Origin of the sequence: Microvirga sp. HBU67558 (assembly GCF_018069605.1) — a bacterium.
Lineage (GTDB): Bacteria > Pseudomonadota > Alphaproteobacteria > Rhizobiales > Beijerinckiaceae > Microvirga > Microvirga terrae.
In genome coordinates this window covers 1-17,968 of record NZ_JAGPUP010000520.1, presented here as the reverse complement: position 1 = coordinate 17,968, position 17,968 = coordinate 1, and the positions used below count along the sequence as shown (strand labels likewise).

Here is a 17,968-nt window from a genome sequence, read left to right as displayed (position 1 = left end):
GCCATCCCCCATGAAGCGGGTGCAGTCTGCGCTTGCTCGGGTTAGGAAAGCCCGATGACACGACAAGACCTTCTCCCCGCGCGGCTGGCAGCCAGCGCCCTCTTCTTCGGCAACGGGTTCGGCATCGGCACCTGGGCGGCCCAGCTTCCCCGGTTCAAGGAATCCCTCGGCCTGTCCGACGGCCAGCTCAGTCTCGGGCTGCTGGCCTTCTCCCTCGGCGCGGTGGCGCTCATGCCGATCATCGGCTGGGCCGTGGCGGTGGTCGGCAGCCGCACCATGACGGTCGCGGCGGCATTCTCGTTCGCAGCCGCCCTGATGCTCCCGGGCCTTGCCCCGTCCTTGAGCCTGTTCGTGGCCGCCGCCCTCGTGGCCGGGGCCTGCAACGGCACCATGGACATCGCCATGAACACCAATGCCACCGTGGTCGAGAAGGCCTGGGGCTCGGCGATCATGTCGTCCTTCCACGCCTTCTTCAGCCTTGGAGGTCTGGCCGGGGCCGGAGCCTCGGGCCTCCTCATCGCGCTCGATGTCGGGATCGTCCCGACCCTGGTCATCTCCTGCCTCGGGATGGGTCTCCTGTTCCTTCCGGCGGCGTTCTGGGCCCTTGGGGAGAAGGAGCGGCCCAGCGAAGGCCACGGCTTCGCCTGGCCCCGGGGGAGCGTCATCCTCCTGGCCGTGCTCGCCATGTTCTGCTTCATCGTCGAGGGCGCCATGGTCGACTGGTCGGCCATCTATCTCCAGACCGTCGCGGGCGCGAGCCTCGAGGCGGCTGTCACGGGCTTTGCCGCGTTCTCCCTCGCCATGACGGTCTGCCGCTTCATGGGCGACTTCGTCGTCCGGCACCTCGGCCGCATCCGGACCCTGCAGCTCGGCGGCCTGCTCTCGGCCTTCGGCCTGGCCCTTGCCATGCTCCTGCCTCAGCCCCTGCCAGCCTCGATCGGCTTCGCCCTGGTCGGGATCGGCCTCGCCAACGCGGTGCCGGTGCTGTTCAGCGCCGCGGGACAAATGAAGGATCTTCCGCCCAGCATGGGCGTCGCCATGGTGGCGACTCTGGGGTATGGCGGCCTGCTGCTCGGCCCTCCGCTGATCGGATTCGGAGGCGAAATCTTCAGCCTGCGCGCCATGCTGGGCCTGCTGATCGGCTTCGCCTTCATCATCATCATTTTGTCGCAGCGCGCTTTGCAGCGCTCCACTGTTCAGTTTTCATGAACCAGTCCTAATTGAAACTTGAGGGCATCCTTCATGCGGCTTTCACGGAAGGCCGTCAGGAACGAGACGGGATGCCTTGGAGTCGATTGATGTTGTGGGACGGGATTGCCCGGCGCAGCGCCGGTTCAGGGGGGGGCGGAGGAGCGGTCGAGACCAAGCCTCCGGCCGAACGCGATCCCCGAGCGAAGGCGAAGATCGGGCTGGCGCTGGGCGGAGGCGCCGCGCGGGGCTGGTCCCATATCGGCGTCCTGAGGGTCCTCAACGAGGCCGGCATCGTGCCGGACGTGATCGCCGGCTCCTCGATCGGCGCCGTGGTCGGCGGCTGCTACGCGGCCGGCAAGCTCGACGAGCTCGAGGCCTTCGCCCTGTCGCTGACCAAGCGGCGGGTCATGGGTCTTCTCGACTTCCATTTCAGCGGCGCGGGCCTGATCGCCGGCGGGCGCCTGCAGCGACTTCTCGACCAGGATCTGATGGACCGCCGGGTCGAGACCCTGCCGGTCAAGTTCTGCACCATCGCGACCGAACTCGTGAGCGGCCATGAGATCTGGCTGACGCGCGGCCCCCTCGTCCAGGCCATGAGGGCCTCCTATGCCCTGCCGGGCGTGTTCGACCCCGTGATGATCGGCGGGCGCTGGCTCATGGACGGAGCCCTCGTGAACCCCATCCCCATCACGGCCGCTCGGGCGCTCGGCGCCGACATCGTCATCTGCGTGAACCTCAACGGCGAGGTGCGCGTGCGCGGCACCGTGATCCAGTCCTACGATGCGGGGACGAGCGACGAGCAGGAGATCGAGGAAGCGATCGATGAGGCGCCCCGGCGCTGGGGCATCTTCCCGGGACATCGCGGGGACAAGCCGCGCAAGCCGAACGCGCCGGGCCTCGCTACCGTGATGGTGGACGCCTTCAACATCACCCAGGACCGCATCGCCCGCTCGCGGCTTGCGGGAGATCCGCCCGACATCATGGTGGCGCCCAAGCTCGCCAAGATGGGTCTGTTCGAATTCCACCGGGCCCGGGAATGCGTCGCGCTGGGCCGGCAGGCCACCGAGCGTGCCCTGCCGGATATTCTCGAATTGCTGCAGGAGACGCAGGCAACCTGATCAGGCGGTCGCGATGTACTCCTTGATCGCCTGAGTCTCCGCCTCGACCTCCTCGAGGCGCAGCTTCACCACGTCTCCGATCGACACAATGCCGGACAGGCGTCCGCCTTCGACCACGGGGATGTGCCGGAACTTCTGCTGGGTCATGAGCTCCATCACGTCGTTGATGGAGGTTTCGCCCGTGCAGGTGATGACCTTCTCCGTCATGAAGCGGGAGACCGGCTCGTCCAGAGCCTTGGCCCCATGGGCCGCGACGGCGCGCACGATGTCGCGCTCCGAGATGATGCCGGAGACCGGCCGATGACCGTCCACGATGAGTAGGGCACCAATTCTGCGCTCTGCGAGAACCCCGGCGGCTTCGCTCAACGATCGGCCCGGCTCGATGGTGGCAACCTCGCGGCCCTTGAGCGAAAGGATTCGATTGACGATCATTCATTCCCTCCCGTTGTGCGAACGGCGAGGGCCGTCAGGCCCCGCATCCGCAAGGCTGATCCTGAGGGCGCCCCCATGACAGCGGGGCGAAAACCCTCCATCAGCCTTAGGATGATTGGGGCAAACCATGTCGGTTTCAAGCCGAGATACGGCTGGGCCGGGCCGGGAGCGGGTCCAGAAGGGGGAAAATGAGAAGCCCTGCCAGGAAGCCGCCGATATGCGCCTCCCAGGCGATGCTCGCATCCATCATCCCCAGCGGCTGGACGAAGGCGAAGATGTAGTTCGCGGCAAACCAGATCCCGAGGAAGATCAGGACCTGCCGGTTGCGCACCATGTGCCCGAGGGTTTCGCGCGGCCGCTCGTGCGGCTGCGTCAGCCGCCCTTCCCGATGCCACGAAGCCGGGGCGAACATGAACCAGGAGGCGGCCGCCATCAGCCCGGACACGGCGCCGGACGCGCCAATCATCGGCAGCACCTGAAAGGGATTCATGACCGCGTACACGATGGCTCCGCACACGGCGGCGGCCGCCGACAGGACGAAGAACCGGCCGGCGCCGCAGCGCCGGACGATCGGCGTTCCGAAGGCGGCGAGCCAGACGCTGTTGATCAGCACATGGGCCCATGAGCCGTGCAGGAACGCATAGGTCAACGCCGTCCAGGGTCGCCCCTCGTCCGAGGCCAGCACGTATTGCGCGAGCGCCATCATGGGCGTGACCGTATCGTCCGGCACGCCCTCGCCCAGGGACCGCATGATCTCTTCGACCTGAACGCCCCCATAAGCGACGGCCCAGCGCGCCGGGATCACCGCCCCGTCGATGACGATCGTGAAGTCGGTTTCATCGGACAGAAGCAGCCGGACGCCATGGATGCCGATCAGCACCGCCAGGCACAGGCTGATGGTGGCCGGCAGGTTGAGAATCGGCTCGCGGACACGGGGCGGGTTTGGGGACATAACGTGCTTTTTGTCTGGCCACCGGCCGGGATCCCGGTGGCGGCGTTCGGTTCATCGCCTGACTAGCGCCGATCCGGGTCGGCCGTCGAGAGAAACCAACGGCTTGGCAGCTTTCGGCGTGGTCCGCACAGGACGCGCCGGCTTCGCTCACCGGCGCATCGAAGTTTTTGTTAACCATGTTGGAACCGGTTGGGCCGCGACGCGTTAACTCACCTTTTACTTTCCGCTTGAGCCGAAAATGCAACCATGTCAGTTTGGTTAAAAGAACGTTAACCGGCTGGTGGGGCATGCGGAAGGTTTATTTCAAGAACAGCCTTTTCTGTGGCGTAAATGAGAAGCCTGCCTCCATCGGCACCGTCGTCAAAACGGCGTTTCTCGCCCTGTCCCTCCTGGTCGCCGGCACCGCCGCTCAGGCTCAGACCCTGGCCGCTCTGCCCGTTTCCACCGCTCCGATCTCGAGCATGGGCACCGCCAAGCCCCTCCAGGGCTGGTCGCAGTTTTGTGAAAACTTTCGGTCCGAATGCGTCGTGAACACGGCCGAGCCGGACACGATCGACCTGACGCCCCAGGTCTGGAAGACCATCGTGTCGGTGAATCAGCGCGTGAATTCCAGCATCAAGGCGGTGACGGATGCCGACCATTGGGGCGTCGTCGACGTGTGGGGATTTCCCGATGACGGCCGTGGCGACTGCGAGGATTTCCAGCTCCTGAAGCGCAAGCTCCTCGCCGAGGCGGGCCTGCCCCGCCGCGCCATGCGGATGACGGTCGTGATCGACGAGCTCGGCGAAGGCCACGCCGTTCTTATGGTCCGCACCACCCGGGGCGACTTCGTCCTCGACAACAAGACCTCGTCGGTCCTGCCCTGGCACCGCACCGGCTACGTCTACATCAAGCGCGAGAGCCAGGACACGATCGGCTGGGTGTCGCTCGGCGGAATCGTGTCGTCGCCCACCACGACGGCGAATCGGTAAGGCCGGATGAGCTGTCTGCGTTCGGCGTGAGCCGGGCGCCGGCAGCGTGAGGGACTCGGTCGACGAGACCTGAGGCGCGGGAATCAATCGATCCGGCGCATTCCCTTTTCAAACCGCTTCCAATTGTCCACGTAGTTCCGGGCGGACCAGCGCAGCCGCTCGATTGCGTCCGCGTCGAGCACGCGGATCGCTTTGGCCGGCGCGCCGACGATCAGGGAATTGTCGGGGAATTCCTTGCCTTCCGTCACAAGAGCATGGGCGCCCACCAGGCAATTCGCCCCGATGCGGGCATGGTTGAGAACCGTCGCGCCCATGCCGATCAGGGAGTTCTCGCCGATTGTGCAGCCGTGCAGGATCGCCTTGTGCCCGATGGTGCAGCCTGGCCCGACGGTCAGCGGCGCGCCCATGTCGGTGTGGAGCAGGGCCCCCTCCTGGATGTTGGTCGCCTGGCCGATATCGATGAGCTCGTTGTCGCCGCGCAGCACGGCGCCGAACCAGACACCCACGTCCCGCGCCAGCCGCACCTTGCCGATCACATGGGCGTCGGGAGCGATCCAGAACCCGCCGGGCTCGGGCAGGATGGGCGAGATGTCGTCGAGGCTGTAGGTCGGCATCGCGGGTCCGCACGGAAAACAGCAGAACCTTGAGAAGGTTCTGCTGCGGGAAAGCCGGTCAGTCCTCGAGGTCCGTGTCGAGGATGGCCATGGTGAAGTTGAAGGAGCGATCCCCGTCCTCGTCGTCGACGAAGAGCACGCCGACGAATTCCTCACCGATGTAAACTTCCGCCGAATCGGTCTTCTTCGGGCGACCGACCACGCGGATCGAGTGGTTCGCAAAGCTCTGGCGCAGGTAGCGCTCGACCTTAGCCATCTCGGTTTTGTCCACTACAGGTCCTTTCTTGATGTCACGGATGCTGCACTTGCCATGCCCGGCAAACGCGAGCAAGCGCCGTTAGGTCCCTGAAGAGTGGCTTTGCTCAGATTCCGTCCGCCTCGGAGAAGCAGTGATTCATGGACCGGGACGGCTCCTCGCATCCGGCCGCGCCCACGACCTTGGCCGGAACGCCGGCCACCGTGGCATTCTGCGGCACGGGCTTGAGAACCACCGATCCAGCCGCGATCCGGGCGCAGGAGCCGACCTCGATGTTGCCGAGGATCTTGGCCCCGGCGCCGATGAGCACGCCCTGGCGGATCTTGGGATGCCGGTCCCCGCGCTCCTTGCCGGTGCCGCCGAGGGTCACGTCCTGGAGCATCGAGACGTTGTCCTCGATGACCGCGGTGGCGCCCACCACCAGGCCGGTGGCATGGTCGAGGAAGATGCCCCGGCCGATCCGGGCGGCCGGATGGATGTCGGTCTGGAACGTGTCGGACGAGCGGCTCTGGAGATAGAGGGCGAGATCCTGCCGTCCGCGGGACCACAGCCAATGGGCCAGCCGGTGGGTCTGGATGGCGTGGAAGCCCTTGAAATAGAGCACGGGTTCGAGCGCCCGGGTGGCCACCGGGTCGCGGTCGATCACCGCGCTGATGTCGGCCCGCATGGCCGCCCCGATGGCGGAATCATGCTCCACCGCCTCGAGGAAGATCTGCTCGATGATGTCGGCGGGAACGGCCGCATGGCCGAGGCGCGAAGCCACCCGGTGAATGACCGCGGCCTCCAGGCTCGGCTGATGCAGGATCGCGCTGAGCATGAGCCCCGCGATGGCCGGCTCCGCCTGAACGACGGCCTCGGCCTCGGCGCGCAGACGATTCCAGATCGGATCGACCGTTCCGGCGATGGCGTCCGGGGCTCCGGGCTTCAGGCGCGTTTGGGTCATGATAGTCTCCTTGCCGACTCCGCTATCGCTTCGGGATAGATAAGAAGCCTAGCCTTTTTACCACAGATGCAAGCGAGCCATGACGTACTCTTTTTCTCCCGCGACTTCCAAACTCGGCGTATCCCTCTCGGAGGGTATCGCGACGCTCGCCATCGACAATCCGTCCAAGCACAACGCCATCGACCTGGAGATGTGGCAGGCCTTTCCCGACCTCATGGCGGCTCTCAGCCGGGACAGCGAGGTCCGGGTCGTGGTCATCAGGGGCGCGGGCCGCGAATCCTTCGCGTCGGGGGCCGATATCGGCGAGTTTGCGACCCTGCGCGCCGATGCGGAGGGCGGACGGCGCTACGAGGCCGTCAACGAGGCCGCCTTCTGGGCGGTCGCCCATTGCGCGAAACCGGTCGTCGCCATGATCCGCGGCTTCTGCCTGGGCGGGGGCTTCGGCCTCGCCCTCTCGTGCGACCTGCGCGTCGCGTCCGAGAGCGCGGTCTTCGGCATCCCGGCCGCCCGGCTCGGGATCGGCTATCCGCCGGGCGCCATGCGGCTCGTGACCGCGGCCGTGGGCGCCCCGGCGGCCAAGGACCTGTTCTTCACGGCGCGGCGGATCGACGCCCACGAGGCGGCGCGCCTGGGCGTGGTGCAGCGGGTGGTGCCCGACGGGCAGCTGGAGGACGCCGTCCTGGCGCTCGCCGAGACAATCGCGGGGAACGCCCCGCTGACGATCCGGGCCGCCAAGGCGGCCATCGACCGGTCTGTCGGCGTGGCCCATCCCGACCTCGACCCGGTCGGCCTTGCCGACCGGTGCTTCGACAGCCTCGATGCGGTCGAGGGACGCAACGCCTTTCTGGAGAAGCGCCAGCCGGTCTTCACCGGCCGGTAGGGTCGTTCCCCATCGCCACTCCGGAGGGCCCCGCGAGCCGGGCGCCGTTCAGCTCTCCCCACGGGAGAGGTGAGGTTGTCGCCTCCTCACGCCTCCCGGCGATACACGAAATAGCGCCCTTCCGGCACGCCGGTCTCGGCCGAGACGTCGCGGCAGGACGGCATCGGGAAGGCCCGGTCGCCGAGCAGGATCCCGCCGGGCTGCAGCAGCTCCTCGAGGAGCGGCGCCAGGCGCCGGGCGAGGCTGAGATTCGCGGCCTCGTCGCCGGTCCCGATATCGATGTGGATGAGCGCCGCCGAGCCCCGGCCATGCCGCTCGATGAAGGACGGCAGGGTGTCGAAGAGGTCGCCCACCACCAGGTAGCCCTCCGGCGGATAGCAGTCCGGGTGGGCGGCGGGCGAGCGCTCGAACACATGGATCTCCCGCCCCGGCAGCCGGGCGCGCAGGTGATCGTAGGTGCGTCCGTTGCCCAGGCCGATCTCGAGCACGAGGCCCGTGGGGGCGAGGCCCTGCACGGCCCAGTCGAGCAGGTCGCGCTGGGCGGTCAGGCGCCGGATGGCGCTATCGAGGCGGGTCATGGGCGTCTCCCGGTCACGGCCGGCGGGCCAGGAAGTCGAGCACGCCCTGCTTGTGCACCTTGTCGCCGACCGCGAGGTTGTGGTCGCGGCCCGGAATGTCGAGCGCCGTGGCGCCGGGGATCAGCGCGGCGAGCTCGGGACCGGACCCCGCCACGTCGTCGGCGGTGCCGACCGACACCAGGGTGGGGAGCCGGATCGACGCCACCTCGGCCGGCGTGAGCACCTGCCGCGAGCCACGGATGCAGGCGGCGAGCGCCCGGCGGTCGCTCCGGTTCTGGTCCGCGAAGGCGCGGAACATGCGCTGCATCGGGTCGGTGAGGTCGTCGAGGGACGGCACCTCCATGGCGTCCGCGATGCCGAGCGGCAGGCCGACGCCCTCCACCAGATGGATGCCCAGCCCCCCGAGCAGCATGGAGCGCATGCGGTCCGGCGTGGCGATGGCCATATGGGCGGCGATGCGCGCCCCCATGGAATAGCCCATCACGTCGGCGCGCTCGATGTTCAGATGGTCGAGCAGCCGGCGCCCGTCCTCGGCCATGCGGTAGGAATCGTAGGCCGCCGGCTCGTAGAGCTTCTCGCTCTCCCCGTGGCCGCGGTTGTCGAAGGCGATCACCCGGTAGCCGGCCCGCGTCAGGGTTTTCACCCAGAGCGTGTTCACCCAGTTCACCGCATGGGTCGAGGCGAAGCCGTGGATGAGTAGGATCGGCTCGCCCTCGCCCTCGTGGGGCGGGACGTCGATAAAGGCGATGCTCACGCCGTCGGAATTGAAATAGCGCATGGATCCCAGGGGAAGTTGCACGGGAGGTTGCCGGATGCGCCGCACCCTAGCGCATCGCGCAGAAAAGTGGACCCGGTTTTTCCCGCCCCGAGGATGCGCGGCGCGGGGGCGAGCGCATCACCCGGCCGAGGGCATCCGTCCGGGGATGACACCCTCCCGGTCATCAACGGGCTTGTGCCGGCCATCCCGATTCGGGCGCGGCGCCTCACGGCATCGGGACCACCGGCACAGGGCCGGATGCGACCGGGGCAGCCAGGCCCGGCGGCGGAACCGGCGTCAGCGAATCGGGTCCGGGTTCCCGGAATTTTGAGCTAGGCGCATGGGCGATCGGCCATTATGGTGCGCGCGAATTTCATCCCTCGCGAGCACCGTCCATGGCCGACAAAGGCACTCCGCACTTCCACAACAATCCGGGCGTTCCCGTCATTCACGTGGGCTCGAAGGAGTTCATGTGCATCGGGGCGACGCCGCCCTTCGATCACCCGCACATCTTCATCGACATGGGCTACGACAGCGAGACCGTCTGCTCCTATTGCTCGACCCTGTTCAAGTACGATTCGTCCCTCAAGGTCGACGAGGCCCGTCCGGCGGAATGCGTGTGGGAGCCCGATTTCGCGACCTCTCCCGCCTCGCGCTGACCCCTCGTGCCGTCCCGAACGATTCCCCGCCCGACGGCCGCCCCGGATGACGCCTTCGGGCGGAGTCCGACTCCCGGACCGGGGCGCTAGGTGTCCGGCCTGTCGATCGCGGTCGTCGGCGCCGGCATCGGCGGCCTGACGGCCTCCCTGGCGCTCGCCCGCCGGGGCCATGCGGTCACCCTCGTCGAGCGCCGGACCGGCTTCTCCGAGGTCGGGGCCGGCATCCAGCTCTCGCCCAATGCCAGCCGGATCCTGATCCGGCTCGGGCTCGGCGCCGCCCTGCGCCGGGTCGTCACCGAGCCGCAGCGGGTCGTTGTGCGCGCCATCCGGTCAGGCAAGCCCATCGGCCAGGTGGCCCTCGGGGCCTTCCTGCGCGAGCGCTTCGAGGCGCCCTACTGGGTCGTCCACCGGGCCGATCTCCAGACGATCCTCCTCGATGCGGTCCGGTCCGATCCGGCGATCCGGCTCGTTATGGGCCGCAGCGTCGAGGCCGTGGAGGACGGGCCGGACGGGGTCCGCCTCGACTGGCTCTCCGCCGGCGGCGCGCGGGACACCCATGCGGCCGACCTGATCGTCGGCGCCGACGGGATCTGGTCGAAGGTCCGCCAGGCCCTCGGCGACCGGACCGCCCCGGCCTTCCGCGGCTCCGTAGCCTGGCGCGCCACCCTGGCCAGGGATGCGGCGCCGGCCGAGCTCGCCGGCGACGAGACCGGCCTCTGGCTCGGTCGACACGGCCACGTGGTGCATTATCCGGTCGCGGCCGGCAGGCTCGTCAACGTGGTGGCCATCGAGCGCACCTCCACGCCGGTAGACGGCTGGGCCGCGCCGGGCCGCCAGGACGCGCTTCTCGAGGCCTACGCCTCGGCCGCCCCTGCCCTGCGGGCCCTCCTGTCGGGGCCGGCGGAATGGCTGCGCTGGTCCCTGTTCGACCATCCGGCCGAGCGCCTCGCCGGGGGCCGCATCGCCCTCCTGGGGGACGCCGCCCACCCGGTCCTGCCCTTCCTGGCCCAGGGCGCGGCCCTCGCCATAGAGGATGCCGCCACCCTGGCGTCCCTCCTTGGATCGGAGCGCCCCGACCCGGTCCGGGCTCTCGCAGCCTACGAGGCGCAGCGTCTCGCCCGCGTCCGCCGGGTGCAGACCGAGGCTCGCCGCAACGGGCGCATCTACCATGCGGGCGGCTTGGTGGCGTTCGGGCGCGACCAGATCATGCGCCGCCTCGGGCCCGAGGGCATAACGCGACGCTACGACTGGCTCTACGGCTTCCGCGCGCCGGAGTGAGCGGACGCCGACGGCCGGATCGTCGAGGTCTTGGGCCTTGCCCGGTCGGCCAATCTCGCCCCGGCTCGGAATATGCGAGCAAGCGGGTTGCCGGTCCAAGCTCTACCGTCTAAGTAGCTTCCAGGCCCGCATGACGAAATTGGTAGACGTAACGGACTTAAAATCCGTGGCCTTCGGGTGTGCCGGTTCGAGTCCGGCTGCGGGCACCACTCCCATGACATTCTTTCGGATATGTCCGCATCAGGACACCGAACCAACATGGCTTGGCGCTGCCGGCTTGAGCGAGCGCCTCACGCCTACGAGGAAAGGGCACGGGCGCCCGAGACCGGCGAGCGAGACTTGCTGCACGCGTGTGTGAACGCACCGCCGTCGGAACGCTTCAGGAGCATCCTGATCGTGGCGTTATCACCCATCTCTGCTTTCGAGGAGAAGGACAGTGACCACGAGAGGCCCTCGGCTTTCCAGCGCAGCGCTCCCCTACACCGGCGACGATCTCACCATGGAGCGGCGTCGCATCCCGATCTCCCTGTGCCTGGCGGGAACGGCCGTGGCGATGAATGTTCTCGCGGCCGTCCTGTCGCTGATCGCCCTCTCCGTCTCCTGACCGCGTCGGGCGGCTCGATCCTCCTGCCAACGGAGTTGGACATGAAGCGCATGAAACAGGTGTGTGTCGCTCTCGGCTTCATCGGCCTCAGTTCCGGCGCCGTGGGCCAGACGCGTCTGCTGACGTCCGACATGGCCTGCAACCAGGCTCAACGGCTTGTCGCCGCCCAGGGCGCGGTCGTTCTCCACACGGGCGCTACGACCTACGACCGCTATGTGGCCTCCGGCTCCTATTGCGGGCTGGGCGAGACCCCCGGGCCCGGGTGGGCTCCCACGCGGGATGTCGCCCGGTGCCTGGTCGGATCGCGCTGCGTCTCCATCAGCCGCGGCAGCGGCCCCTGAGCCAGCGCGGCCTGCTTGCCTTTCCCGTGAGGGTCTGAACCCGCGCAGGATGGCGGCTCCTCGCCCGGCTCCCGCAGAGCGGGGCCGTCGGGACTGCGAATGCCTGAAAAAATAACGACGGATTGCTGCCGAACGGGCCGAACGCGCCGGACCTGTGAGGCAGTTCACAGCGGCTGGCGCTGGATTGCGTCACCTTTTGTGCCGTTCAGCGGTCGAGAGGAGAACGCTATGAAAATGATGCATTCTTGCCGGGAGAAGCGCGAGCCCGTGTCGCGACCGTTCCCCATGTCGGTTGCCCTGCTGTTCATCGTCGCGGGCATCAACGTAGCCGCCACGATTCTCTCACTCCTGGCCTCGGCTCAGGGGTGACGACGGTCGGCAGGGCGCCGTCGTTGGATCCGGCCGAACAGGATCGTACGCATGGATCAGCTCAGCCGCTGGACCTCCTGGAACTCTCCTGCAGAGCGTGCGGTGTCCTTGAGGTTTCCGGTCGCCCACATGGCAGCCTGGGTCCTGTTGGCGACGCCGATCTTGCGCAGGATCGCCTTGACGTGGACCTTGATCGTCGCCTCGGTGATCTCGAGCTTCCGGGCGATGACCTTGTTCGGATCGCCTCCCATCAGGGACTGCAGGATCACCGTCTCACGGGGCGACAGCTTCTGAACCTTCGGATCGGGGGCCCGGTGCTCGGACAGCGGAATGATCTCGGCCGTGGCGGATTGCGTCAGCTCTCTGTCGAGCAGCGCCCGAACCATGGATCCAGGCAGAATCCGCTCACCGAGCATGGTCAGTTCGAGAGACTTGATCAGAACCTCGCGGGCACTTGTGGCGAGGCAGAAGCTGTCGACGCCGCCGGAGAGTGCCGCGTGGACGGTCTCGCTATCGAACTGATTGGCGATGACGACGACGCGCGCGGCAGGATTCCGGCCCTTGGCGTCCTGGACGAATGCGAGCGCCTGTGTGAGGGACCCGGTGGCATCCACGATATAGAGAGCAGGTTCCGGGCCGGTGGTCGCGAAGCCCTGCGAGGCGCTTTCGAGCACGTCGAAGCAGGTTCCCGACAAGAGCTGCGTTAGTCCGGCTCGCAGAAGCGCGTTGCCACAAAGCAACTCTGTTGCAAACCGCCGCAGAGAAATCGATGTACCGTTATAGCACGTCGTTTCCGACGCCATGACTTGCTCAGAATGATCTTTGATCATTACTTGCCCCTCCGAATAAACTCTACGCCAACAGCCCGTTCTCATTTATCAGCACCGAAAGATCTAAGTTGATCAAGAGACGGGGGCGCCCTCTAATCACTAAGAGGTACGTATTACTCCGTAAGGGCGCCCTCGGATAAATCTCGTGTTAAGGATTTTCGGCACCGGCAGGAGCCGAGATCGCTCCCCGAGAGGTTCGCGGCATCGATTCGCCGAAGCCGGAGACGATGCGCCGTGCCGCCTCACTCCTTGGGGTTACCGACTCGGAGCCGTGGCGTTAATCCGCAAGCTTAAAGGGCGCAGATTGCCGGCTACGCGGCCGAAACCATATTCTTCTCATCGGTGAATCGAAAGGCTGGAGGGGGAACATGCCATTCGACGAAGACGCTTTGACGAGTCCGTACACGGCGAACAGCAATCAAACCGGAATGATCACGGAAAATGACTTGAAGATACTGTGGGTCGCACGCACGCTGACGAACATCGACTTCCAGTATGGTGAAGACATCTTGAATCTCAGTCGTAGCGCGATCGAAGCCGAGCAGAAACGCTACATCGAGACGCAATTGCTCCTGAAGTATCGCGAGCGCCGCGAGCCCTACCAAAGGCTGTTGGAGAGCCTCCGGGCCTGACGGGCAGCAAGGGACCGCCCAATAAAAGAGGCCCCTGGGGGCCTCAGTTTCTCAGAGGGAGCAACCAACGCTGTCGACAACGGCTCACTCTCCCCCGGCCGGACCCGCCGGTCAATTCACGTATCCTTTCGGATCATGACGAACGTGATCACAGCATCCACGAAGCCATGATAGTCGCCCGGTACGCCCCTGGAGCTCGCGAGCACTTTCAACGATTGGCGGAGGATGTCTCGGGAGTTGCCCCCGGTCGTTCGATTTTGTTTTCGTGGAAGCGGCGAACCATGTCGCTGCCGATAGTGGTTTTCAAATTGCTCGCAATTTGGTCGCGGCTCGCTGCATAGCAGTCCTGCATGGCGAAACTCTCGTTGGCTCTGGGATTGTAGAACCGCCTCTCGGTGCGATTGTACGTCCACGGCTCGTCGCTGCAGTTTCGCCCGAAAGCGCCGACCGTGTTCTCCGTGACCGTCCATTTGAGGCTGGCATTGGGACATTGACCCTCATACTGGCCGCTATACGCACCGATGCGGGGATAGCAACTCGTCTGGGCCTGGACTGCGCCGAGCCCAGCCAGGAGAAGTGCAGCAGACAAAATCGCTCTGGCCATGATGTCATCCAATGACGTGATGGCTGTGATTAGCAACAAACGGCGCCCGGGAAAACATGGGCGCCGGCCCTAGGGCGGCTTAACGCGGCAGGATGCCGCCTATCGGCTGGTCCAGGCGCGCAAGGCAAGAATCGGCGTCAGAATGGGCCAGCCGAAGCCCGCGATGAGGATGTGATCGAGACCGACCCCTTCCTCCCTGTCGATCATCGTCGACACTGCCAGGAGCAGGATCACACCGCATAGATAGACCATCAGAATTTCACGCATGAACCCAGCCCGCCTTCGTCGCTATGGTCGAGCTTTGACCCAGGCCAGGGATGAATCCAATGCGACCGGCGGTCGCCTCACGGGTCGGGAGCGGACATGCCGGACACCGGCGAAGGCCAAGGGCGCTCTCCAGATCGCGGCCGACGGGCCCGCCGCAATCAAAAGCTTCTTCTTTTCCATAATCTTAGCTGCAACCCTCCCGGGCTTTTCCCGTTCTCCGGCTCGAAGGTTAAAAACCAAAGGAGAAGCAGGATGCCAAAGCGGCACCATCCCTATGCCGCAGGCAGCCATCGAGGCTGGAGCGTCGGCTCGAACAGCCTGACGGCGGCCGGACAGTCCGAGATCCTGAAAGATCTCGGACGGCAATTGCAGCAGAGATATCAGAATGTGCTCAAAGAGCCGGCTCCTGACCGCATCAGGCACTTGCTGGAGCGGCTGGACCGAACCCGCCACCCTGAGGAGGACGGCAATCTCTAGGCCCAGGCCGAGCCTTCCGGCTCGGTCCCCGCTCCAGCCATGGATGTCAACGCCGGCGACGGCTCTCGTGCCCGGAGGCGGATGCCCGGGGGACGAGATTGTAGATCAGGAAGCCGGCCAGGATACCGGCACCGAGCAGAACCAGCGGATAGGATCGCGCCGTGTAGGCCGCCTCGGAGGCTTTCTCGCGGAGCACGTATAGCGGCGCGGAATCATGGATCAGACGTTCGGCGCGCCTCAGGTTTTCGCGGCGGGTATGGATTTCGAGATCATATCCCTCATTGTCGTCGTGCTGGTGGAGCGCGATGCTGTTGCGAGCAAATCCACCAGACACCAGACGCTGAACGGCCCGATTGGCCTCCTTGCGGGACGAGAACGTGCCTGTGGCAATCGACGAGTGCGGCATCAGTCAATCCTTTCAAACTGCTGACGCCAATTCCTGGCAAGCGCCAAGGTTCCACGTTTCCGCCGGTTTGGACGGCGGAAACGAAGCCTGGTCTGCTGTCGGGATCCCTCAGTTTCGCCGGGACGCCTGGGCGGCCTTTTCGGCCTCCATCAGGACCTCCAATGCCCGCCAGGGCTTCTGCATGAAGCGAACGTCACGCGGGACGCCCCCTTCCTGCTGGTCGAGCGGACGTCCCGAAGTCAACACGGTCCTGACCCAGGGCCATTTCAGCCGGACGGTTCGAACCAGATCGAGGCCATCCATCAGACAGGGAAGACGAACATCGGCGAACAGAAAGGCCACTTCGTCGGAATGCAGCCGCAGATAATCCAGGGCCTCTTCCGCGCTGGACGCTTCAACGACCTTGAGATCCGTCTCCTCAAGAAGAGCCGCCGCCAAGCCCCTGACTTCGAAATCGTCCTCGACGATCAAAGCAATTCGATAAGGCTCAATCCTCTGTCCCATCCGGCCATCTCCTCTGCAATCCGTGTGCTGTTTCTGGGGCCATCTACGAACGCAACGACTGTTGACGCTCTGTGATCATTGGAAAGACCGGCCCGAAAACGCTAAGCGGGTGGTCGGCGTGATGATGCGAATGCGCACGAGGGAGCTGCCTCGTCTGTTTCAACTCCCGGGAACGCTTCGCTTTTGAAGGCTGAATACAAATTCTGCATTCCCCGACGGCAAGGCCATCGGGCAGACCCCTCTTCACAGAACGGTGAACACGGTTCCGTGTTTCAGCTTGGCCGTTAAGAAATTTGCCGGCACTGCTTTTTGGCCCTGGAGGAACCCACGTCGTCGCTGTAGCTTAAGCTTGGAACGACCGTTCTCACGCGAGAGTTCAACCGTGTTCAAGGAGACGCAGCTTCACCAGGAGTTCTTGGATCTGGAGCACCAGATGCGGCTTCTGGATCGGCAACTCGCGGACGCCCTGCAACGCATCCGCCACGGCTCCTCGCCGGATCTTGTCGAGAAAGCCAAGCAGGACGAGCGACATCTCCTTGCGGAACTCGATCGCCTGATGACACGGCTGCGCGCCATCGAGGGCCAGCTTCTCCAGATTCAGAAGACTGCCACACGGCACTGAGCATCACGGGCCGGTATCGACCGCACCATGTGTGCGAGCACACCTCGCGCGGCGCGCTCAGGGTCCATGGTGGCTGCGACTAACGTAGGGTTATGTATGAAGAGGATGAGGCATGGCCAACAAGCGTTCTCATCTCACGTCTTGCGAGGCAGCCGCCCGTGACGGGCTTGCGCGACGGCTGGGCCTTCCTGTCGTTCCGACCTTGCTCGGCGCGCTGGCCATCCTCAACGTCGCGTCGGTCGTCATGGTTCTGATGGAATAGGCTCTCTCCGCCCACGCGGTATCGCGGCGGACCAGAGGCATAGAGAGAACTGCAGGGCGCTCTGTGACAGAAGCAGCCCTGCAGGTTCGGGAAGGGATCAGCGCAGCCCGAGGAACGACAGAATGGCGAGGACGACCACGATCGCTCCGATAAGCCAGATGATGTTGTTCATGACGATGCTCTCCTGACGGTTGAATTGACGTCATGCCAACGGTCAAGGTGAGTCTTCGTTCCTTCGGTCAAGCCGCGAACGGCTAATTGGACGAGCAGGCGGTGTCGTCTCTGCCGTCGCGCCTGCCCGACGGGCCGATCTGGCGCCTCGACACGGTCGTGCAGGATTCCCGCGTCAGCCCTCGGCTCGTGTCAGCCTGGACCCGGCCGTCATAGACGCGCTCCGTCTCGTAGCCCGGACCGGCCTGGTAGTTCCATGTCGAAACGCCGGCGCTTCCGACACACCCGGTCAGTCCCACGGCAAGGATTGCGGCAGAAGCCAGATTTCCCGTCGCTTTGAACATCGCTGATCCCAATTCTGGTGACGCTGAACGCATGTCCATCGCCTTATAGCCTGCCCTTCCGATACGGCAACGTGCCCACGGCCACCAACAAAAAACCCCGGTGACGTCACCGGGGTTTTTTGTTTCAGCAGGATGAGCCGATTAGAAGTCGCGCTGGACGCGCAGGCGGCCTTCCCAAGCGTCGTCATCGTCGTTGCCGACGACCCCACGCGGGTCGAGATTCGAGTACAGGACCTCGACGCCGATATCGAGACCGGAGACCGGAGACCAGATCACGTTCGTGCCGGCGCGCCACTCGTTGAAGTCGTTGGCGACGGCAGGAGCGTTGTTGCTGTACTCGACGCGAGCGTACGAACCGAACACGCTCTGGCGGATCGTCGGGGTCCAGTAATGATTGATGCCACCGGCGATGGACCAGCCGCGGCCGGTATCGATATCGCCATCGGGACCGATATAGGCGTCGATCACCGAGTTGAACGCCGTTCCGACCGTGACATCCGGGTCGAATCCGAGATAGGCGAGCGCGCCGTCGGCATAGGTGGCGGCGATCCAGAGAGCGTCACCTTCCGCCAGCATCGGCAGGTTGACGTAGCCCTGAGCTGTCAAGGCCCAGCCATATGCGCTGTCCGGGATCGTGCCCCCGAGAACCGGCCCGTAGGTGGCCGTATCGAGAACGTTGCTGCGGATCTGGTGAACCGCGCCGCCGATCTGAGCCGAACCCCAGGTGCCGGCGTACTTCACGTTGGCGACAAGATCGGGGGTGCGCTGACCAGCCGCCAGCGACGAACCGCTGCGGATGAGGACGTCGTCGGCAACCGCCGCATAGGCTCCCTCTTCGAGCGCCAGCGTGGCCGAGAAGCCGTTGCCGAACGAGAAGGTGTAGGCCAGGGCGTTCACGGTCGGAGC

27 protein-coding genes and 1 tRNA gene are annotated in these 17,968 nt (G+C 65.6%); 14 read left to right on the top strand and 14 right to left on the bottom strand.

Features of this window, described 5'->3' with window-relative positions; genetic code table 11:
* Positions 1-54: 54 nt before the first annotated feature.
* Entirely contained in the window at positions 55-1,209 is a 1,155-nt protein-coding gene (locus KBI52_RS15515; protein ID WP_173947605.1) for an MFS transporter, read from the top strand.
* An 89-nt stretch (positions 1,210-1,298) separates the two neighbouring features.
* Entirely contained in the window at positions 1,299-2,309 is a 1,011-nt protein-coding gene (locus tag KBI52_RS15510) for a patatin-like phospholipase family protein (protein ID WP_173947606.1), read from the top strand.
* On the opposite strand, the gene KBI52_RS15505 is transcribed toward KBI52_RS15510, so the two are convergent.
* Together KBI52_RS15505 and KBI52_RS15500 are read right to left on the bottom strand one after the other, a co-directional pair.
* The gene (locus KBI52_RS15505) at positions 2,310-2,741 is read right to left on the bottom strand and encodes a CBS domain-containing protein (RefSeq protein ID WP_173947607.1); all 432 of its coding nucleotides are present in this window, start codon (positions 2,739-2,741) and stop codon (positions 2,310-2,312) included.
* A 136-nt stretch (positions 2,742-2,877) separates the two neighbouring features.
* A complete protein-coding gene (locus tag KBI52_RS15500; RefSeq protein WP_210808570.1) occupies positions 2,878-3,693 on the bottom strand; it encodes a rhomboid family intramembrane serine protease in 816 nt (271 codons plus the stop codon).
* 287 nt (positions 3,694-3,980) lie between these two features.
* On the opposite strand from KBI52_RS15500, the gene KBI52_RS15495 reads away from it, so the two are divergent.
* Complete coding sequence (locus tag KBI52_RS15495; protein WP_210808568.1) at positions 3,981-4,664, top strand: transglutaminase-like cysteine peptidase; 684 nt, start codon at positions 3,981-3,983, stop codon at positions 4,662-4,664.
* A gap of 83 nt (positions 4,665-4,747) precedes the next feature.
* Here KBI52_RS15495 and KBI52_RS15490 read toward each other — a convergent pair whose 3' ends face one another.
* From KBI52_RS15490 to cysE, 3 genes are all read right to left on the bottom strand, one after another.
* The gene (locus KBI52_RS15490) at positions 4,748-5,278 is read right to left on the bottom strand and encodes a gamma carbonic anhydrase family protein (protein WP_210808566.1); all 531 of its coding nucleotides are present in this window, start codon (positions 5,276-5,278) and stop codon (positions 4,748-4,750) included.
* 58 nt (positions 5,279-5,336) lie between these two features.
* Positions 5,337-5,534 carry a DUF3126 family protein gene (locus KBI52_RS15485; protein WP_210272115.1) on the bottom strand — a complete coding sequence of 66 codons (198 nt, stop codon included), beginning with the start codon at positions 5,532-5,534 and terminating at the stop codon, positions 5,337-5,339.
* A 106-nt stretch (positions 5,535-5,640) separates the two neighbouring features.
* On the bottom strand, positions 5,641-6,477 hold the full coding sequence (gene cysE, locus KBI52_RS15480) for a serine O-acetyltransferase (protein ID WP_173947612.1): 837 nt from the start codon (positions 6,475-6,477) through the stop codon (positions 5,641-5,643).
* A gap of 79 nt (positions 6,478-6,556) precedes the next feature.
* Here cysE and KBI52_RS15475 point away from each other — a divergent pair, with 79 nt between their 5' ends.
* Positions 6,557-7,357, top strand: coding sequence for an enoyl-CoA hydratase (locus KBI52_RS15475; RefSeq protein WP_173947613.1), 801 nt, complete (start codon positions 6,557-6,559; stop codon positions 7,355-7,357).
* Positions 7,358-7,443: 86 nt separating this feature from the next.
* On the opposite strand, the gene KBI52_RS15470 is transcribed toward KBI52_RS15475, so the two are convergent.
* Both KBI52_RS15470 and KBI52_RS15465 read right to left on the bottom strand, forming a co-directional pair.
* Complete coding sequence (locus KBI52_RS15470; RefSeq protein ID WP_173947614.1) at positions 7,444-7,935, bottom strand: class I SAM-dependent methyltransferase; 492 nt, start codon at positions 7,933-7,935, stop codon at positions 7,444-7,446.
* 13 nt (positions 7,936-7,948) lie between these two features.
* On the bottom strand, positions 7,949-8,713 hold the full coding sequence (locus KBI52_RS15465; RefSeq protein ID WP_173947652.1) for an alpha/beta fold hydrolase: 765 nt from the start codon (positions 8,711-8,713) through the stop codon (positions 7,949-7,951).
* Positions 8,714-9,087: 374 nt separating this feature from the next.
* Here KBI52_RS15465 and KBI52_RS15460 point away from each other — a divergent pair, with 374 nt between their 5' ends.
* The 6 genes from KBI52_RS15460 to KBI52_RS15435 all read left to right on the top strand — a co-directional run bounded on the left by KBI52_RS15460 (position 9,088) and on the right by KBI52_RS15435 (position 11,943).
* A complete protein-coding gene (locus KBI52_RS15460) occupies positions 9,088-9,351 on the top strand; it encodes a zinc-finger domain-containing protein (protein ID WP_173947615.1) in 264 nt (87 codons plus the stop codon).
* Between the two features lie 90 nt (positions 9,352-9,441).
* Complete coding sequence (locus tag KBI52_RS15455) at positions 9,442-10,629, top strand: FAD-dependent monooxygenase (RefSeq protein WP_210808564.1); 1,188 nt, start codon at positions 9,442-9,444, stop codon at positions 10,627-10,629.
* Positions 10,630-10,753: 124 nt separating this feature from the next.
* Positions 10,754-10,838 (top strand) — tRNA-Leu (locus KBI52_RS15450).
* A gap of 227 nt (positions 10,839-11,065) precedes the next feature.
* Positions 11,066-11,233: a hypothetical protein gene (locus tag KBI52_RS15445; RefSeq protein WP_173947617.1), complete on the top strand. Its 168-nt coding sequence runs from the start codon at positions 11,066-11,068 to the stop codon at positions 11,231-11,233.
* Between the two features lie 41 nt (positions 11,234-11,274).
* Positions 11,275-11,574 carry a hypothetical protein gene (locus KBI52_RS15440; protein ID WP_173947618.1) on the top strand — a complete coding sequence of 100 codons (300 nt, stop codon included), beginning with the start codon at positions 11,275-11,277 and terminating at the stop codon, positions 11,572-11,574.
* 228 nt (positions 11,575-11,802) lie between these two features.
* The gene (locus KBI52_RS15435) at positions 11,803-11,943 is read left to right on the top strand and encodes a hypothetical protein (protein ID WP_173947619.1); all 141 of its coding nucleotides are present in this window, start codon (positions 11,803-11,805) and stop codon (positions 11,941-11,943) included.
* 56 nt (positions 11,944-11,999) lie between these two features.
* On the opposite strand, the gene KBI52_RS34165 is transcribed toward KBI52_RS15435, so the two are convergent.
* The gene (locus KBI52_RS34165; protein ID WP_210808562.1) at positions 12,000-12,617 is read right to left on the bottom strand and encodes a response regulator transcription factor; all 618 of its coding nucleotides are present in this window, start codon (positions 12,615-12,617) and stop codon (positions 12,000-12,002) included.
* A gap of 524 nt (positions 12,618-13,141) precedes the next feature.
* Here KBI52_RS34165 and KBI52_RS15425 point away from each other — a divergent pair.
* Complete coding sequence (locus KBI52_RS15425; protein ID WP_173947621.1) at positions 13,142-13,405, top strand: hypothetical protein; 264 nt, start codon at positions 13,142-13,144, stop codon at positions 13,403-13,405.
* Positions 13,406-13,613: 208 nt separating this feature from the next.
* Here the strand turns inward: KBI52_RS15425 and KBI52_RS15420 are convergent, their stop codons facing one another.
* Positions 13,614-14,009, bottom strand: coding sequence for a hypothetical protein (locus tag KBI52_RS15420; protein WP_173947622.1), 396 nt, complete (start codon positions 14,007-14,009; stop codon positions 13,614-13,616).
* 99 nt (positions 14,010-14,108) lie between these two features.
* Positions 14,109-14,276 (bottom strand): hypothetical protein, encoded by a 168-nt coding sequence (locus KBI52_RS15415; protein WP_210808560.1) that lies wholly within the window; start codon positions 14,274-14,276, stop codon positions 14,109-14,111.
* Between the two features lie 96 nt (positions 14,277-14,372).
* Here KBI52_RS15415 and KBI52_RS15410 point away from each other — a divergent pair, with 96 nt between their 5' ends.
* Positions 14,373-14,753: a NepR family anti-sigma factor gene (locus KBI52_RS15410; RefSeq protein WP_173947624.1), complete on the top strand. Its 381-nt coding sequence runs from the start codon at positions 14,373-14,375 to the stop codon at positions 14,751-14,753.
* A gap of 46 nt (positions 14,754-14,799) precedes the next feature.
* Here the strand turns inward: KBI52_RS15410 and KBI52_RS15405 are convergent, their stop codons facing one another.
* The gene (locus KBI52_RS15405; RefSeq protein WP_210808558.1) at positions 14,800-15,159 is read right to left on the bottom strand and encodes a hypothetical protein; all 360 of its coding nucleotides are present in this window, start codon (positions 15,157-15,159) and stop codon (positions 14,800-14,802) included.
* A 108-nt stretch (positions 15,160-15,267) separates the two neighbouring features.
* The gene (locus KBI52_RS15400; RefSeq protein ID WP_173947626.1) at positions 15,268-15,663 is read right to left on the bottom strand and encodes a response regulator; all 396 of its coding nucleotides are present in this window, start codon (positions 15,661-15,663) and stop codon (positions 15,268-15,270) included.
* A gap of 382 nt (positions 15,664-16,045) precedes the next feature.
* Between KBI52_RS15400 and KBI52_RS15395 the strand changes: the two genes are divergently transcribed.
* Complete coding sequence (locus tag KBI52_RS15395; RefSeq protein ID WP_173947627.1) at positions 16,046-16,285, top strand: hypothetical protein; 240 nt, start codon at positions 16,046-16,048, stop codon at positions 16,283-16,285.
* A gap of 112 nt (positions 16,286-16,397) precedes the next feature.
* Positions 16,398-16,547 (top strand): hypothetical protein, encoded by a 150-nt coding sequence (locus KBI52_RS15390; RefSeq protein WP_173947628.1) that lies wholly within the window; start codon positions 16,398-16,400, stop codon positions 16,545-16,547.
* A gap of 254 nt (positions 16,548-16,801) precedes the next feature.
* Here KBI52_RS15390 and KBI52_RS15385 read toward each other — a convergent pair whose 3' ends face one another.
* A complete protein-coding gene (locus KBI52_RS15385) occupies positions 16,802-17,062 on the bottom strand; it encodes a hypothetical protein (RefSeq protein WP_173947629.1) in 261 nt (86 codons plus the stop codon).
* A 141-nt stretch (positions 17,063-17,203) separates the two neighbouring features.
* A partial coding sequence (locus KBI52_RS15380; protein ID WP_210808556.1) for a porin occupies positions 17,204-17,968 on the bottom strand: 765 nt, incomplete at its 5' end.